The organism is Njordella calcicola (assembly GCF_056494125.1).
This window is the reverse complement of the sequence record NZ_CM151396.1, coordinates 890,801-909,276: the sequence shown is the minus strand read 5'-3', so window position 1 is coordinate 909,276 and position 18,476 is coordinate 890,801. Positions and strand designations below refer to the sequence as shown.

Annotated in this window: 10 protein-coding genes; 4 read left to right on the top strand and 6 right to left on the bottom strand. The window is 52.0% G+C overall.

Annotation, left to right across the window (positions count from 1 at the left end):
- The first annotated feature begins 136 nt into the window (after window positions 1-136).
- Window positions 137-838 (top strand): FHA domain-containing protein, encoded by a 702-nt coding sequence (locus SH302x_RS03455; protein WP_479367351.1) that lies wholly within the window; start codon window positions 137-139, stop codon window positions 836-838.
- Window positions 839-1,032: 194 nt separating this feature from the next.
- A complete protein-coding gene (locus tag SH302x_RS03450; RefSeq protein WP_479367350.1) occupies window positions 1,033-3,369 on the top strand; it encodes a hypothetical protein in 2,337 nt (778 codons plus the stop codon).
- Between the two features lie 24 nt (window positions 3,370-3,393).
- Here SH302x_RS03450 and SH302x_RS03445 read toward each other — a convergent pair whose 3' ends face one another.
- Both SH302x_RS03445 and priA read right to left on the bottom strand, forming a co-directional pair.
- Window positions 3,394-5,322 (bottom strand): hypothetical protein, encoded by a 1,929-nt coding sequence (locus SH302x_RS03445; protein ID WP_479367349.1) that lies wholly within the window; start codon window positions 5,320-5,322, stop codon window positions 3,394-3,396.
- A 316-nt stretch (window positions 5,323-5,638) separates the two neighbouring features.
- Complete coding sequence (gene priA, locus SH302x_RS03440) at window positions 5,639-7,924, bottom strand: replication restart helicase PriA (protein ID WP_479367348.1); 2,286 nt, start codon at window positions 7,922-7,924, stop codon at window positions 5,639-5,641.
- 140 nt (window positions 7,925-8,064) lie between these two features.
- On the opposite strand from priA, the gene nadD reads away from it, so the two are divergent.
- Complete coding sequence (gene nadD, locus SH302x_RS03435) at window positions 8,065-8,667, top strand: nicotinate (nicotinamide) nucleotide adenylyltransferase (protein WP_479367347.1); 603 nt, start codon at window positions 8,065-8,067, stop codon at window positions 8,665-8,667.
- 3 nt (window positions 8,668-8,670) lie between these two features.
- Window positions 8,671-8,898 carry a hypothetical protein gene (locus SH302x_RS03430; protein WP_479367346.1) on the top strand — a complete coding sequence of 76 codons (228 nt, stop codon included), beginning with the start codon at window positions 8,671-8,673 and terminating at the stop codon, window positions 8,896-8,898.
- 176 nt (window positions 8,899-9,074) lie between these two features.
- On the opposite strand, the gene SH302x_RS03425 is transcribed toward SH302x_RS03430, so the two are convergent.
- From SH302x_RS03425 to SH302x_RS03410, 4 genes are all read right to left on the bottom strand, one after another.
- On the bottom strand, window positions 9,075-13,748 hold the full coding sequence (locus SH302x_RS03425) for a tandem-95 repeat protein (protein ID WP_479367345.1): 4,674 nt from the start codon (window positions 13,746-13,748) through the stop codon (window positions 9,075-9,077).
- A gap of 306 nt (window positions 13,749-14,054) precedes the next feature.
- Window positions 14,055-15,320, bottom strand: coding sequence for a peptidase T (gene pepT / locus SH302x_RS03420; RefSeq protein WP_479367344.1), 1,266 nt, complete (start codon window positions 15,318-15,320; stop codon window positions 14,055-14,057).
- A 56-nt stretch (window positions 15,321-15,376) separates the two neighbouring features.
- The gene (locus SH302x_RS03415) at window positions 15,377-18,034 is read right to left on the bottom strand and encodes a dockerin type I domain-containing protein (protein WP_479367343.1); all 2,658 of its coding nucleotides are present in this window, start codon (window positions 18,032-18,034) and stop codon (window positions 15,377-15,379) included.
- 108 nt (window positions 18,035-18,142) lie between these two features.
- Window positions 18,143-18,475 (bottom strand): hypothetical protein, encoded by a 333-nt coding sequence (locus tag SH302x_RS03410; RefSeq protein ID WP_479367342.1) that lies wholly within the window; start codon window positions 18,473-18,475, stop codon window positions 18,143-18,145.
- Window position 18,476 lies beyond the last annotated feature (1 nt).

The window sequence follows — 18,476 nt, the reverse complement described above, 5'->3', positions numbered from 1 at the left end:
GAGCTTACGCGTGATGTCGTCCACATGGCAAGACTATCGGCATTTCGGGGCCTCAATCAGCTCGGGATGAATTATTGAGTTGTGTCTTCTAACAGTGCATGATTCGGATCAAAAGTGCCAAGAGGGGAAGAGTCTTATGCAAGTAAAGCTTAAAGTGCTCGGCGGAGCCCATTCGGGCAAAGAAATCGTGGTAAAAGATGAGAAATTTTTCATCGGACGGAGCGATTCTTGCCAGCTTAGGCCAAAGAGCGACTCGATTAGCCGAAAGCATTGCGCGATTTTGCAGCGTGACGGGAAAGTAATTGTGGCCGATCTCAAGAGCCGCAATGGAACGTTCCTGAACGAGAAGCAACTGGAACCTGAACGCGCCAAGGTAATGACCGCTGGGGATGTGTTGCGCGTCGGTCAATTGGAATTTGAAGTCCTGATCGAACATGGGATTGGCGGAGCGAAGAAACCAGAAGTTGCTTCAGTAAAAGAAGCCGCTGCAAGACTCGCGACGGAACAAGCTAGCCGAGAGCCCAAGACGGACTCGTTTGACGTTGCCGATTGGTTGATTGAAGCCGATACCATGGATCGTTCGTCACGCCGGCAAACGTATGTTGAACCCGAAACAAAAATGCTGGCGATGGACGATACCGCCAGCATCCAGTTGCCCGAGGGTACCAACCCTGACTCGGTGGCAGAGAACAAGCAAGAAGAAGGCTCTGACAGCAAACATACGCGAGTAGATAGTAAAGGCCCCATGAAACTCCCGAAAATGAAATCTGGCCCTAACACCCAGAATTCTCGGGCAGCCGCAGAAGAAACGCTGAAGAAATTTTTTGGTGGCAGATAGTCGGATTGCACCGATTAACCCAACAGTGGAAGGTTTCTTGCAGCCTTCCTAACATGTTCGCGACGCTGGAGCGTAGTCTACACACTACAATTGACAGGAACTAACCTCCTCCTCAACAGCTCAATTATCGCATGACCCGTCGCCGCCCATTCCGGTTACCTTCGCGTGCCTTTGCACTCTGTAGGAATCTAGCGATGAGCGGCGCTCTTCTGGCTTCCGCAGATTTGGCAGTTGCGGCCGAGTCAATTGTCTTGCTGAAAAACGGCATGCTGGTCGGACCAGGTGCGACTGGCACTGTTCCCGGAATCGATCAGTCTTCCACCAGCAGTATCGCTCTTAACAGCGAAGTGAACGCCAAACCTGTCACTGTTGTCGATGACAATCTCCGTCTCACTTTCTTCCGTAGCACCCACATCCAAAGTAGTAATACACGGGTCGAGCCACTGACGGTTTTGCAAACCAAGAACACAGACCTTCGTGCCTCAGGCAGTCACCCGCGCGTGGCAGCAGTGCAGAACACTGCCGGGGTAACACCATTCGATGATTTCGGACGACGGATCTATTCTCTGACCACTACAGAAGGCCCGACGAATATCCTCCAAGGAATCACGGAGGTTTCAGCCAATTACATTCGCGTCGAAGGACTTGGCGGCGAGCGGACGGTGATTTGGGATATGCGACTAGCGCTCAACGCGATAGCCCCAGATCGACTCAGAACAATTCTGTACAACCAAATTGATTTGAATAACGCCCAAAACTGGTTAGATATCGTCACCATGTTTCGACAAGCCGAGCGGTATCGAGAGGCAAGAGAGATCTTGCAGCAAGCCATTCAGCGACATCCTGAACTGGAACACTTGCGCCCCAAACTGCGAGAGTTGGACGAAGCTAATGCTGAGCTCATGTTTCGAGAGGTCGAATATCGCTATAACGCTGGACAATTTGAGCTTGCGCGGGCACTTTTAAACGGCTTCAATCGCAGCAATGTGGCGACGGCAACCAACGTGAAGATTGACCGGCGGCTCGCCAGTTTTCGAACCGATGACCAAGCGTTGGCCGCATTAAAAGAGCGGTGCTCAAAGCTACTGTCGAGTGTTAACGACCCAGCCCTAAGTGCCGTGTGCAGTTCGATCATCGAAGAGATCAAAGCAGAAGTAAGCTATGCAACGCTGCCACGCTTTGCCGACCTCCAGCAGATCGAAGGAACCGACGACGTTCGCGCTCTGGCAGTCGCGATCTCCGGCTGGCTGCTTGGCAGCGGATCGACGGTAAACAGTTTGCCCGTGGCCGCATCCTTAGTCGAGGCCCGCAGTTTGATTGCCGAATACCTGTCGACCGCTGATTCAGCGCGCCGAGACGAAATCCTTGATAAGCTCAAAACGATGGAAGGGGGAACCACTCCTTTCATCGCCAAGCTTGCCAAGCAAATGAAGCCACCTTTGGGCATCAACCCGGAAGCAGATCAACCCAGCAGGTTTGTCGTCGATGTACCGGTCGCAGCCTTACCAGGTTCGCCTACAGTAAGCTATGCCATTCAATTGCCACCTGAGTATGATCCGAATCGAAAGTATCCATGTGTCCTAACATTGCACGGAGAGTTCTCTACTCCTGACCAGCAAATCGATTGGTGGTGCGGCCCCTATAGCCAGGAGTTCAATCGCTCTTTGGGTGAGGCTTCGCGACATGGCTACATTGTGGTTGCACCCCAATGGCGACGGGAAAAGCAACCTTTTTACGAGTATACGGAAAACGAACATGCGTACATTCTGGGAGCGTTACGCGATGCGTTTCGACGTAGCAGCATTGACACTGATCGCGTTTTTTTAAGTGGCCATAATCAAGGGGGGGATGCGGCGTGGGATATCGGACTTGCCCATCCTGACCTGTGGGCAGGCATGATTGTGATTGGGGGCAACTGCGAAAAATACCCGCATCTATATTATGAGAACGCTAAATCGTTACCAATGTATTTTGTGATGGGCGAACTAGACGGTGCGCCCAATCCGCTGTCTCGCAACGGAAAGTATCTCGATAAATTCGTGGCCAGCCCTCAGTTCAACTGTATGGTGGTAGTCTATCGAGGACGAGGCAGAGATCACTTTCAAGAAGAACTAGGGAGGATCATGCAATGGACCAACCTAACCGCTCATCGCCGAAACTTTGCTCCGACGAATGTCGAGGTCGTTTCAGCACGAGGTGGAGATAACTTTTTTTGGTTTCTTGAAATCCGAGAGCTTAACGCCGAGCAGCAGATCCACCCATTTCTCTTCAAGCCTAGATCGCTTCCCAAATTGCAGGCGACACTTCGAAAACCTGCCGCCAACGCCGTGCGTGTGGGATCGTTTCCGGCCAAGGGGTTCTCGCTGTGGTTAGGCCCAGAACACGTCCAGGACATTAACCAAAGGATCATGGTCGAGTCTCGCGGTCCAACGAAGATCATTGAACCGAACTTGGACATTCGTGTGATTCTGGAGGACCTACGCCAGCGTGGTGACCGCGAACACCCGTTCTGGATCCACGCGGAATTCTAATTTGCGACCAATCTACGCTTGAGGCTAAGGAGCCTTTGTGGGAGCGGGAATGAACGACTTGATACTCCAGCCAGCATCGCTGGTGGATGCAGCATAACCAATTGGCAGTAAGAATTCGCGAATCTGCTCAAACTCTGGCAACCGATCGCCTTTTACCTTCTGCTCAATCGACTTGGTGGTTGTTTGCGGACGAAGCAACCGATCTAACAGGGAAGCGATGATCGTCTGGCTTTGCGGCAATTCATCCCGTCGAAATAATTCATACTGCATTTCAAAAGACTTGTCTGTCCTCATCACTCGCCACGCAGCCTTGTCATCATTGATGTCCAGAGCTTCGATCACAGGCACGACATCTTCCTGCAAGAAGAAGCCAGAGTCTTCAGTCCCTGCCAACGATGCATCGATCACCGACTCGATCATTTCAGAATGCGATGCGAACAAAAGATAGTTCTGATACTTTGCGATCGCCCAGTTGTTCAGCAGAGGCTCTTCGCCGCTTTCGTTGTCGCCACCTTTTTGCGCAGCAGCACTGGCGGCACCAAAGTCTCCGAAGTCACTTTCCAAATCTACCTCTAGATTATCGCGACTGCGAGTGACCTTCCAAATGCGTTTCCCTTTGTGATCCTTCTTCTCGGCATCGGGTTCATTCTCCATTGCGCGATCCAGTACTTTCTGCAATGTCTCGTTGGGATCGACGACCTCAATGGCGATCAAGGCACGTCGAGAATCGATAACAATAGGCGTGACCGTGTCGGTAACGATAAAGAACTGATTAGTTAGAAACGGCAAGACCTCCTTGCGAATATCGATGCGAGGTCCAAGTGGATCTTCTTGGATCGACATGATTACTTCGTCGAAAGTTCCTTCTTGACCGGCGACTTCATCGACAATAGATCGAACCTTCCAAAATGCCGTATTAGCGTTCCAAGCAAAGGAAGTTACCGATGAAGCCGATTGGGAAATCCAACCTGGCAGTTGGTGAGAAGCGGTATTGGGAAAATCGAGGATCTGGACGGCCTCAGGAAGCGGAGCTGGTGCCGCAACAAAGGCTTCATGCAGCACGTCAAATTTCTCTGAGTTCAGTCGAACACGGCCACCGACCGCGGCGATCTTGCCGAACCCCTGATTGTCTAACACCTTCAATATATCCGTCTGGCCTGAAGCGCCACGGCCCGATATCGAGCGAAGAGCCTTGGCAAAACCGATAGGTCGAACAAAGTACTGCATGTCGTGCTCGTCAACTTCCGAGCTCAACTTACCAAACACATCGGTGTAAGTCTTTTCCGTCGCTAAACTGTTCTCATGCTCGCCTTTTTTGTACGCATGAATCAAATTGCTTAATAATGACAAATCGTCAGTGGCGTAGAGCTGCGTTTCAGTCAGTGAGTAGAACGAACTGCGAATAATGGTTTCCCCGGGCTTTTGTGGCAAGGCATACTCACGGACTGCCGTCCCTGCCACTTGCGAGTCTTTGCTGGTAGCCCCGCGTTTCTTGAGTTCGGCATCCACGCGTTGCAATAAGGCTTCCGCCTCGGCTCGCTTGCCTGCGACATCCATTACCAGACATACCGCGTAAGGTAAACGAGCATTCTGCGGTTGAGCGACCCAAGCTACACCAGCTTGCCCTGTCGATATATCAAATAGCTCTTCTGCTTTGAGATTGAGTTGCCAGCCCGCGTCAGCGAATCGTTTTTGAATTTCTGCTCGTTGCTCATTCCAAAACGGCTTTAATCGCTCATCGTTCCCGAGCACACCTAGCTGAGTGTTATTCCAGCGCTCGACAAACTTCGGCAAACTGGAGACATGAATGCAACCTTGGGTTTCGGCAGGTAGCAGCTTGACAATCGGGATCGTTGCGGCCGCTGGCGCATCTGGGGACTGAGCTGCAGCAGACTTCAAAAACGACGCGGTTATGACTGCAACGATAACGGCCGTATTAAGAATCAATTTCACCAAGTAATCTCCTGATCCAACGCGAAGCCCAAACGCAGCAAACAAAACAATTTCTGACAGGCCAAGCGTCTCGCCTTAATGTCCCCGGCCTCAAAACGCATCGTCCTCTCAATCCTTAAATCGGTATCGAGCGATTCAGGGCTTGGAGGCGAATAATTCCCGGGTTAGTCCGAAACTGCAAATCTTAGCGAAATTTTGATGCTTGCGAAAACCCCGTAATCGTTTCAAACCAACTTTTCCAGTTTTATGAGTTTTTTTACCTCATAGCCCCTGACCTTTGACGCTTCCTGACCAACAGCCCCATTAGCCATGCGGCTTACATCATATCTAAAGGATCGACGTCGATGATGTATTGAATCTCCTTCGGCGGCTGAATTTCGGCCGCGCAGCGAGCCAAAACCTTGTTCAATGCGGCCGAGTCAGTACAGGCCAGCATGAGGTGAAATCGATGCAAACCTCGCAATCTGGCAATCGGGGGAACCGTCGGTCCCAAAATCCGAATCGTTTTGTCGACCAAATCGCGTTGCCTGGACAACATCACTCCGATCGATTTGGCAAAATCCTCGACCTGCTTCTCGACGGGTCCTCGGACGATGATCCGAGCTAAATTGCCGTAGGGTGGATAGCCAAATTTTTCTCGATGAGCGAGTTCTGCGGCAGCGAAGCCCAGAAAATCGTGCTTACTTGCTAACTGGATCGCAGGATGCTCAGGCGTAAAGGTTTGCACGATCACTTTACCAGGCTTCTCGCCACGCCCAGTCCTGCCCGCGACTTGAGTAATCAACTGAAACGTTCGCTCGGTCGCGCGAAAATCAGGAAAATGCAAAGAGGTATCCGCGTTGATGACACCTACCAAAAGCACGTTGGGAAAGTCCAAGCCCTTGGCGATCATCTGCGTCCCAAGTAGCAATTGAATTTTTCCTTCGCGAAAGGCGGTCAACGTCCGCTCGTGAGAACCGGGACGACGCATCGTATCGGAGTCCATACGCGCGATTTCGACTTCAGGAAACATACGCTGAACTTCTTCTTCCAGTCGCTGTGTTCCCGTGCCGCTGTAACGTATCCCATCGAAGCTGCATTTGGGACAAACCGGCGGCGTGGGGATAGTGTAATCACAGTAATGACACATCGCTTTCCCCCCATCGCGATGGTGCGTTAGAGCCAAATCACAGTCAGGGCAATGCACGACGCTGCCGCAGGCTGGACATTGAATATTGGTCGAAAAGCCACGCCGGTTCAGCAGCAGGATGGCTTGCCCTTTTTGCTCAATGGCATTCACCACTTCCTGACGTAACGTTTCTGAGATCGAACCAGTTATCGGCCTAGAACGATTCGATCGCAAGTCGACGATTTCGACATGCGGCAACGGACGATTGTGAATGCGACGAGGCATACTCACGCGGTGGTAGATCTGCTTAACGCCACGATACCAAGACTCTAGCGATGGCGTGGCTGACCCCAGAATCAATGGAATCTTCTCCAATGTAGCGCGGTGCAAGGCCACATCCCGAGCGTGATATCTTGGAATCGTTTCCTGCTTGAAAGATGATTCATGCTCCTCATCCAAAATGATCAAACCCAGGTTAGGAGCAGGTGCAAAAATAGCGCTTCGCGGACCAACGATCACAGAGACTTCTCCGTCAAAGATGCGTCGCCATTGATAGTGCCTTTCCGAATCGGTCATATGCGAATGCAGTAAGGCCACTTCCCCAAAACGGGCTGTAAATTGCTGCTTGGTTTGAGGAGTCAGCGAGATTTCGGGCACTAACACGATCGCTTGCCGACCAAACGACAACGTTCGTTCGATGGCCTGCATGTAGACTTCCGTTTTTCCACTGCCAGTGATCCCATGCAACAAGATCGTTTTGTGCTGCAGGCTCTCCAGGGCCTTCAGAATCTCGGTAAGTGCCAAACGCTGATCAACGCTGAGCGCTCGAGCTACAGTACGATCAAGCCGCAAGCTGTTTGATTGCACGTCGCGCAGGACGCGTTCCTGGTCTATCGCCAAGTGCCCAGCCTTTACAAGATTGTGGACAGGAGACAAAGAGCACTCCGCCAAATGCAGTAAGTCTTCCAAGGCCAGCCGACCCGCAGCCAATACCATCTGCCGCATGATCGCTCGTTGCTTGGCTGGCAGCTTTGCGAAATCACTTTCATCAGCACCTTCTTTCACGATGCGCACATACTTCACGACCTTCGTTCCAGCCGAAGTACGCACCCCCGCAGGTATCACCGCTTGAAAAACCTGCCCCACGGGCACAAGGTAGTAGGCAGACATCCAGCGGATCAACTCTATCAATTTGCCGGGACACAGCGATTGCTCGTCCAGCGTCTCTGCGACTTCCTTCAGTGCGTCCGGCGACTGACGACTGCCCTCGACGCCAATGCAATAGCCGCTGATCAAGCGATTGGATTTTCCCAGCGGAACACGCACACGCATCCCTGCAGCTAACTTCCCTACCAATTGCTTGGGAACTGCATAATGAAATGGCCCAAACGGGGGCTCGGCAAATGCAACCGTAGCGATCACAATCTCTTGCATCGCGTCCACTTCCCACGGCGGCGCTTGAAGATCAAATAATTCGCTTTGTCGTTTTTCCATGGAATCTGCCGCGGGTATCATCAACTCAGGGGTCCGTCTATTGTCCAGTCATCTAGCTGTTTCGTATACAGCATTCGATGCAAAAGTTGTCGGAACCAAACACTTCGCAGTTCGCATAGTCAGGAATTGAGATTCGCGTCATGAGAATCGGAATATACGGTGGTTCTTTTGATCCTATCCACCTTGCGCATTTGCTTCTAGCAGAGACGGCCGCTGAACAACTGCAACTGGACCAAGTCCGCTTCCTGCCAGCAGCTCAATCACCCTTGAAAAACTCGGCCAATGCCTCTGCCAATGCACGTCGAGAAATGGTGCAACTGGCAATTTGCGGCAATGACAAGTTCGTCCTGGACGACCGCGAGCTTTCGCGACCAGGCCCCAGCTACACCGTGGATACCTTAAGGGAATTACACAACGAGTTTGTGGGTGCCAACTTTTTCTTGTTGATTGGTGCCGATTCGCTGCGAGACTTTCCGCGCTGGCATAAGCCACAGGAAATCTGCCAACTTTCGCAACTCGCGGTTGCCTATCGCGGAAACGAGCCGCCTCCCGCATTGGCCGTCCTGGATGGTATTGCTACCAGTGAGCAGATTGCGGCGTTTGAGAGCAACATCATCCCTATGCCATTGATCAACCTTAGCAGTTCAGAGCTTCGAGATCGAATTGCCAAAGGAAAGTCAATCCGCTATCGTGTCCCTGCGGCCGTCGCAGCCTACATTCAAAACAACCAACTATATTGCTAAACGATGAATTCAATAACGCAGACGATTGCACCGGTTTTCCTAGCACACGAGGGGCACGGACATGGTACGGTTGGCAGTGGCGATTCACTGTTCCACTACCTTTCCGAACCACTCCACGCACCGCTTTGGATCGCCTGTACGGCAGTGATCCTTGTTGCTTTGCGATTACTGCGCCGACGCAATAAACTTGAGCAGCCTACTGCTCATGCAAAGCTTCAAGAAGAAAAATAGTCCTCAGTAAACAAAAATGCTCTACCGACACTACTTAGTCATCGGTAGAGCAAACAAACTTTTCAGTTTTGGTGGTGGATCTTGCCCGGTTGTTTTGGACAGTCCATCCCTAAATATTGCGGGCCAGCAAAGTCGGAAGCGAACTTGTCCGACCTACGTAAGCCCGCTAGGCCTAACTAAGCAAAATTCGAGAAGAAATCATCCACTGCATTCAAATAGTTCGGCGACTGCGTAGTTGATGCTGGAGCACTGCCGGTTCCAAAGAACGTTAGCTCCGATTCAAGCGCTACAATCTTGACGTAAGTAACACCCTGCGGATCTCGAGTCACATAGTACTTGCCACGTGGGATCACTGCTGTGCGAACACTCATGTCGTTACCGACAATCGACAAGATTGCATCTCGGCCATTGTTGGTAAGAATCACTTCAACGAATCTAGCATTGGTATAACCACCGTGCAGGCTTGCAAACGCCATGGAGCCATCGGCATTTATGACCGCATCGATGCCTTTACCACGCGCCGCTGGGTTCTGGTTGTAATAGCCTTCAGCCAAATTCTCTAGCATGCTTGCGTACTGAACGCTGATGCCTGAGAGATTGAAGTTTTGAACCAGATTTTGCCCACCGGGAATCGCGATTGTATACGAAACCGAATTCGGTAGATCCCCATCGATTGCACCAACAGGATGAACGTAGCTAACTGTGTAAGTGCCTGGAGGCAGCACAGTAAAGCTGTAAGAACCATCAGTTCCTGTCACGAACGTGCGATTGATGGCTCCACCACCGTCGGCAACCGACACTCCATTCAAACGAACCTCCACTCCTGCCGCCATACGTTCATTGACATCGACGGAATTGTTTCGGTTATCGTCAATCCAAACCTTTCCAGTGACTTGCGATGGCTGGAACGGAGCGATATTCACCGTGACAAAACCACGCGCGGTCTTTGGATCTGGTTGACCAGCGGTGGTACCATTATCAATGGTTTCCACTTCAAACGAACCCACGCCCGAACTACCAAGCGGTGCCAGGAACGTTATGGTTCCATCGGCATTCAATGTCGCGGTACCACCCTGAACGCTACCTGGAATGATTCGACGAATTGTCAATGTTTGACTGGCTTCATTAGCCGCACCTCGGGAAGTTGCGTCCAACTCCGGCTTGAAGTTCAAGGCCGTTGCCAATCCTGCAAACACCGAGCGTGCAGCACTAAAATTCGCTGGCGCATCGTTGACTTCAGTGATCGTCACCGTAATAAATCCATCAGCCGTCAACGGTTGGAAGTTCGGCGTCGGCACGATTTCCGAATCGGTAACCGTGTATCGAATCACGGCCTGACCATTAGCCTGCGACGCGGGTTGGTAACGAATGTTGCCTCCAACCAGACTGACCGTACCGCCACCGCTGACCACGGTGGCACCAGTGATGCTGAGTTGCTGGTTGGCTAATTCATCCGCCGCATTTGCTGGCCCTGGACGATCATTCGCCAGAATAACGCTAGCCAAAATATCTACCGCCACATTCTCCTGCGTGATCGCTGTGTCATTAGCGGTTTCTGGGGGATCGTTCACTGGAGTGACCGTAATTGTGATGACGCCGGTAGCACGCTGGACATCCAACACTCCATTGGTAGTACCATTATCGGCGGCAGTAAACTCGACAACCACGTTACCCACGCGGTTTGGCTGTGCCGTAAAGTACAAATTGCCGTTGCGAACCGTCGCTGAGCCACCGCCTGAGAGAACTCGCGCTGACTCTAAAATCACCGTCTGCCCAACTTCCAATGGTCCAGGGCTTGAACCGGCCAAGATCACTGAACCCAGTATCTCGAAATCGACAGCATCTTCGGCCGTTGTCGCGGTTTGATTAGTTACCACCGTTGGAGGATCATTTACCTCGGTAACCGTGATCGTAACAGTACCAATCGATGGACTGGAGGCTAGACCATCACTATTGGTACCATCGTCATCAATGGTGTATTGAAAAACCACTTGGCCAAAGAAATTTGGATCTGCAGGAGTAAAGATCAATCGATCATCGCTCAAGTTCCCTGGCGTTCCGTTGGTATCGCGTGTCACAGTTCCAACATTGGCAGCAGGTTGAGTGAAGCTGACTAGCTCACGTGCGGCCCCAGTATTGAACAAGTCGTTTGCCATCACATCGATGGTTATCGAAGCCGTACCTTCCACCATCGACCGTACATCTCGAACGGCAAACGGTAGGACTGGTGGTATAATTTCGATGCTGACCAATGCTTGAACTGTAAAGGCGTCCGCAGGGTTCGTTGAATCGACGACTTCGTAAATAAAGCTATCGTTACCAAGCACTACACCGGCTGGCGGCAGATAAAAAATGCTGCGTTGATTGCTCGCGATACGGATCGTTCCATTGCCCGTTTGGCTCAGCACCCGAGTAATTCTCAGATCCGAGAGCGGCTCGTTTGGTCCCGCGCTATCGTTCGCTAAAACATCAAGCTCGGTTTCCACTCCAGTTAAACCGATGACAACAAAGTTATCTGGGTTTGCGGTCGGCGGATCATTGACTGGCGTGATGGTGAGAGTAAAGGTTCCGCGTGTTGTTAGCGGCCCTGGATTAGTGCCATTGTCGCGGCCATCCACAGCAAACAAAACGGTCCCGAAGACGTTATCGTCAGGTCTTATCACCAAATCACCAGCAGCATTAATGCTGAACGTGGCTCCAGTCTGCCCCGGCAGTAATGCGGGATTGAGCAAGGTAATCGTCTGAGCATCTTCAAATGGCCCCGGCGAGAATAGTTCCCGTGGTGTGAGTATACGTGTAGTATCTTCAGCAGTTGTGAAGCTCGGCCCGAGCGGTTCGGGAGCATCATTGACCGGAGTAACATTGATATTGATGGTCAAAGGCTGCGAGATTGCCAATTCCGGATCTCGCGCGGTGACCACCAGCGGGGCAGGGCCGAAGTAATTTGACGCTGGAGTGAACACGATCTCGCCAGCGGCGTTAATCGCAACCGTTCCAGAACTAGGATTGGTCAGCACAGCCGACTGGAACCGTACTTCACCCGTCTCACCACCAGGACCTGGCAGGAAGAAGTTGCTGGCGACTAAAACCAACGGCGTCGTGCTGTCTTCTATAATCGATGGCGCTGCAGGTTGGGGAGTCACTGGAATAGGTGGATCATTCACGCCCGTAATATTTACGGTAATGGTCCCGGTACTCGTATCCCCCAACGAGTTCGCTACCGTGTAGGTGAAGATTGCTGGACCAAAGAAATCCAGGGCAGGAGTAAAAATGATGTTTCGGCCACCAGGAGTGAACGTGGCCGTTCCAACCGCAGGACTTAGGCCTTGCACGGACTGAATACCGGCTAACGTTCCAACTCGAACAATATCGTTATCGGTTACGCCAACTAAAGTAAACGGTCCCTGGTCCTCAAGGAAAACACCTGTCACTGGATAGACGTCATTTACCGCTTGGATTCGATCAACAACATTAATTCGGAATGGGGCAGGGAAGCGAACACTGGCCTCCGGCAGAATACGGCTATCGCCTAGCAACACGATCCCATCGGCCTGACTCTCGCCAATATTGGAAGAGAACTCCACCTTCCCGGCCGTTTTGGCTTGAAAAGCGACATCGAAGATGCTCGTGAATGCTTCAGGATTCTCATATACCGTGCCGGATGTATCGGAAGTAAAGCTCCCAATTTCATCCAATACAAAAGTATTGGGTGCCAGCTTGCCTAGTCGTCCAAACGGGCTCTGTGCAAATTGCAGATCGGCTTCCTGCGCTTGATCCGTTACTGGAAACGACATCGCTCCCACAAAGACGAGACTTAGCGAGGGATCAAAACTTGCCAACGTGGTCAGCGAGACATCTGTGCCAGAGAGCGTACTCGTGGACACAACTACGGGATCAGGAACGTTCACTCGCGCTAAAGCGTTCGTAAACCGGTAGTCAAATAAAATCGTTCCCTCATCTACCACCGGAGACAGCATTTGAATATTAGATAGGCCACCAACAAAACTGAGCTCGGCAATGGCATCGCGAATGTTGTTTGCCGTTTGCGTACGAAGCACCGTCCCAGTGGCGGTGGTGGCGACCTGAATGTCACGCGTCTCCTCTGCACCAAACCTCAAACGAAAGAAACCTCCCGTTACATTTCTCATGGCGACCCGTTGAAATTCGGTGTATTGCAGTTCCACCCTTTCCGAGGTCGCTCCATCAAGGTTAGCGTACTCGATGTCGAAGTATGCGCTTAAAACTCCGAGCGGTTCGCCACCTGGTATACTTCCGCGATTGTCCTTAACTTGCGTGCGAACAGAGAATCGCTGATCCACCCCGATCGTATACTCTGTAACACCATCGACCACGGTCGACGGAATAGGATTCCCGGCGGCATCTATCACGACCAACGCTACATCCGCAAGAACTACCGCCTCACCCTGACTTCTGTTCAATTGGTTGATGACGCCCAACACGTCCAACGATGACACAATGCCGTCATTATTGACGTCTAGCATCGCTGTGGTCGACGATGTCGCAGATGCATCACTGACCGAACTGAACGTCGCAATGGATTCGCCTTGCCCTGCAATCTGACTGGCCAAAGCCAGTCGCCGCTGTGTGTTCAGATGGTTAATTACACTGAGCGCGTCCAGCGAAGAGACGATAAAATCCCCATTAACGTCGTGCGGGATCAGTCTGTTGTGCGCAGGCAATAGATCCGCCGCCAGCAACTCACGTCGCTCCAACGATTCCACACGCAACACGCACTCTCGGAACTTCTTTCGAGCTAGCTTTTGCTTCGCATCACGAACACGAAGTGCAGTATCCGAACGATTAGAACTACTTGTTTTCGACCGCCACATTAGTCTTCGCATCAGTGATTCTTCGGTAGTGAAGAGGGTGATTTTTGCCGGGTAACGACACGGAAATAGCATTTAAGGCAAACCAAATTACCGCTTTCGAGGTTAATTAGTCGCAACCATATTTCAATCCAAAGCGCACTTTCAGCCGTCAGGAATTGCCCATTCGCCCCTTTTTATGGCTGAAAATTCGTCAAATTGCGTGAATCCGGCAGAATTGGACAAACGCTTGGACGTTCCGGCAACCTGACCGGTTCCAAAATTTTAGAGAACTTTCCGAATTTCGCTAAAGCCTTCGGGCAGCCGTACTTATTCGCTTTGCGTCATCCACAATTGAGCCAACGCGACCAGATGCCTCAAAGCCATTTCCATCTCATCGATGCAGACGAATTCTCGAACGCTGTGGATGTTATGCTGACCAACCGCCAGATTCGGTGTCGGCAGCCCTTTTTCCGTAAACATTGCGCCGTCGGTGCCGCCGCGGATGCTGCCCCGTTTGGGCTCGATTCCAATCTGCCGATAGGCTTCCAAAGCGAAATCCACGGCCTGTGGGAACTTCCTCAACCCGTCGGCCATGTTTCGGTACTGACGCGTGAACTCCAGCTCGATTTCGATTCCTGAATGCTGCGCTCGCACGACTTCGGCCAGTTCCTCCAGCAACCGACGGTACTGGCTGAGTTTTTCTGTCGCAAAATCTCTCAAAAGTATCTTTAACACGGCTTGTCCTACATGACCGTCCAATCGATAGGGATGCAAAAACCCCTCGCGACCGTCGGTCACCTCCGGCGACAATTCCTTCGTAGGCATTTGGCTGACAAAGCTCGCTGCCGCCCGCAACGCATTAACCATTTTCCCCTTGGCGATGGCTGGATGAATGTTGTTCCCGCGAAAGGAAACCGTAGCAGCATCTGCAGAAAAATTCTCGTCCTCGATTTCGCCTTGCCCACCGCCGTCCAATGTATAGGCGACGGTCGCCGCACACTTCGCCAAATCAACGCGATCGGTCCCACGGCCAATCTCCTCATCGCAGGTGAACAAAATCTGAATGGGACCATGCGGAATCTTTTGTTCGATCAACGTGGCCGCTAGCTCGACAATTACCGCCACGCCTGCTTTGTCATCCCCGCCCAGCAGCGTTCTGCCATCGGTCACAATCAACGACTTACCCTCTAAACTGGGCAACTCGGGCGTGTTGGCTTGGTCAATGACCACCCCGCTCCCTAATTTGATCGCATGGCCGTCGTAGTTTTCGATCACGCGCGGAACAACGGCAGCCGCAGGCGCTTCGGGCGAAGTATCCAGATGGGAATTAAGCAGCAAAGTTACCGCGTTGGCATAGGCCGGCTCGCTTGGCTCTAGCTTGGCCCACACCAGCGCATTCTGATCAACGGCAACTTGGCTGACGCCGCAGGCACGCAAATCCTCCGCAATCAACTCGGCAAGCACGCGTTGATTTTCGCTGCTGGGATAGGTGTTGCTGTCACCATCGGCCGAGGTATCGATGGCGACATAACGCAGGAAACGATCGATCAAGCGGGGACGATTTAGGCTTATTTCAGAAGCAATGGTACTCATGCGAGCCAGCTTACCAAACTCCAGCCCCGAGGACCACTCGCCACCTGGCGTGCGGGCTAGATTTCCAACAGCCCGACATCGGAAGCAAACTCAGAAAAATCTTGGTCTACTGCGAAGAATTCGTCCGTGTCGACGACCTGTAAAGACGCGAGCTTGCGGGCCGAAAACGGCACCGGCAATGCCGCAGCGGTCAAGTCTTTTGCACCAACTTGCGAGGGCAGGGGCGTCCCAGGAGCAGCGGACAGATTCGGGGTAAAGCAATCGTAGAAATGCCAAGCTTCACCCGATGCAGTCCGGCTTCCCCAAGTCGCGTCCAGCGATTCGCTGATCGACAAGTTCGACAAGGACAGTGCAAGCGCCTGCTGACCGAGAGCTTCCGAACCGTTTTCAACGCTCTCCGTTTGCTGCGATACGTCATCGCCCTCGGTTCCAACTATCAACATAGAAATCGGCGATTCACCACTGCCGCCACCAGCAGAAAACTGACTGCGTCGCATGAGGTTCAACCAATTAATAATCACCAGCACATCCAGCGAAGACAAAAACCCATCTTGATTTGCATCGACAATGGTCGTGATTGGCACTGACGACATTTCCAAACTAACACTGCCATGCCGATTGAGCGCATTGATGACTTGCAACGCATCCAGCGAAGAATAAATCGTGTCGCCATTCACATCCAACGGATTACTAGGATTCTGCCAAGCGCCGGCTGGTAACGAAGCACCAAAATGAAGTCCCGTCACATGCTGAAGCCCATCATAGGTCACGCTGATCAATCCACCGCTGGCCATCGTCAAATCATAGATATCGCGTTTCGGAGACAACTTTAACAGGTAATCTCCAGCCGGCAATTTATCAAAGTGATAAAGCCCCATCGCATCGGTTGTGGCAATCGTTGCAATACCGTACTCAAACGAACCAAACTCAACCACCGAACCCGGAACGGGCTCCAAACGCACCGTTCGAATTCGCGAATCAGCATCATACACGGTTAGCTTTTGCGTCCCCTGAGCGGAGCTAAAAATCGCTGCTTCAGAGCTGATTAACCGGCCTGCCGCATCGTACGCTCGTACCCGCACTCTTGCATTAGCACTAATTGCGTGCGAGTCGATTGAAAAACGACTGACACCTTCCTCTAGCCTGACTTCCAGTACGTGCGAGGCATTCCAACCGTCCAAAATCCTGCCGGAAGCGGCCGATTGCGGCTTCAACGTCTTACCGGGCATTTGCATCGCGGAACCAACGGCCAAATTGAAAGTTGCGTCTGAGCCAACGTTCTGCAACAAAACTCCGGCAAAGTAATCCGACTGCAAGATCCCATTGGGCACATTGGTCAAATTGGCAGAGGATTGCAAATTGACCGGCGTCCCATCCGCATGCAAAAGCGATACATTCCAGTTCGCTCGACCCAACTCGTCGCCGTCAAAGACACCATCGGCATTGCGATCATTCCATACGATACCGGAAATCGATCCGGGCTTCAGCACGCCAGGGACCGCGTCGACGAAGCCAATAAAGCTTTCGCTGACGACGCCAATCCGCTGATCAATCGCTCGCAACTCAAACGATCGCCCAACGTCGACGGCTTGGATTGGAATCGAAAGTGACAGATCAGCGATCGCCGTGTTGGGCTCGCTGATCGTAGTCCAGCCTTGGTCGCCGACAAAACGGAACTGCACTGCGGTTACTTTATTGAGCGTGATGCTGTTGCCCAATCCAATGGAATTCTGGTTAGGTAACGCCTGCGCGAATGCTTGACCCTCGAAACGATAAGTTGCAGAGGCTGGATCGTACAAGCCATAGCCTGTTAAACCAAGCGGCACATCCAGTACATCAAAAATGCCGTTATTGTCGCTATCCCGCCATCCGATATGCGCCAGAGTTGACGCTGGCGAGACCAGATTGTTGTATGCTCGAGTTAGCCCGCCGCCCGAAGTCATGATGCTGTCTTCTTGGACAAAATTCGGATTGGGATTCTGCGAAAACGCATTCGTTGTTTGCGTGTTGTAATAACCACTACGTCGATAAAAGCTATCCCCGCCGGGGTACTCATCATTGGCGTAGAAGATATGGCCGGTCTCATGAGCTATGGTCGACGCAGGCCGAGTTGATGGCACGACTTCGAACATACCGCCACCAAAGGCGAATGCCCAGGAAAAGCTCCCGCCAGGAGCGAACGCGCCATTGAGATCGTTTTGTGCATTCACGACAAAGATGGTAAACGACCAATCGGTCCCCAGCTTCTGTCGCTGCGCATGATTGAACGCAAAAATGTTTCTTTCAATACCGTTGCTCGCAGCATAGCCTTGGCTGCTGAGAAACTCTGGCACCCACAACTCGTAATCGTTCGACCGACGACTAATCGGCTCATACTTCGTTTCCGCAGGATTATTCACCCAGGTCGTATCGATCACCCACTCCAGATGATGCACCGAACTTTTGGTCGCCAGCAGATCGACCCAGAAGTTGAGCCCTTCTTCTATCTTGGCCAAAACCTCGGCCTTGTAGGCGGGAGTCCAGTTCTCGGTATCAGGATCGAGCTGGCCATTGCTCTCCAAAAACACTGGAGTAACAGCCACTGTACCCAACATGAACTCCGCCGTGTCCCACGCTGTCGCGCCCAATGGTAGAGCGGCGAAAACGCGACGAGTCTCCAACGATTCAAATCGCAGGCGACGCTGAACGACCTTTTTTCGCTTGGTAAACCACATTGGAGAGGCAATAAGAATACGGAAGAGACGTGAAGCTGTACGGGGTTTGATGATAGTCCAGGTCGAAAAGTTCTCACAATCTTTTCGGTTGTACGAAGACTTAAACGGTCAAGCTGCCCGGTATGGCCCAAAAAATCGACAAAAATAGACCACTAGCCATGCCCGTCGAGCCTCTTTTACTAAGTGAACCTGCCGCGGTTCGATTAACGGGCCTGGGCATCGCCCCGTGTTGGTAGTGTTCTGCGGCAGAAACGCGGCGACCAGTTGGGACTTGCGGTGAAGCAATGCCACCACCTTTCGCCTGCCATTTAAACGTAAGGATGTGTAGATACCAATGCCCATCAACAGGGAGCGCCAATATAGGCCATTATAGAAGCCGAGCCCTGGTGGTTTCCAACGCATTTCGATAGGATAAACCCAGCGAAATTTGAAACGAAACATC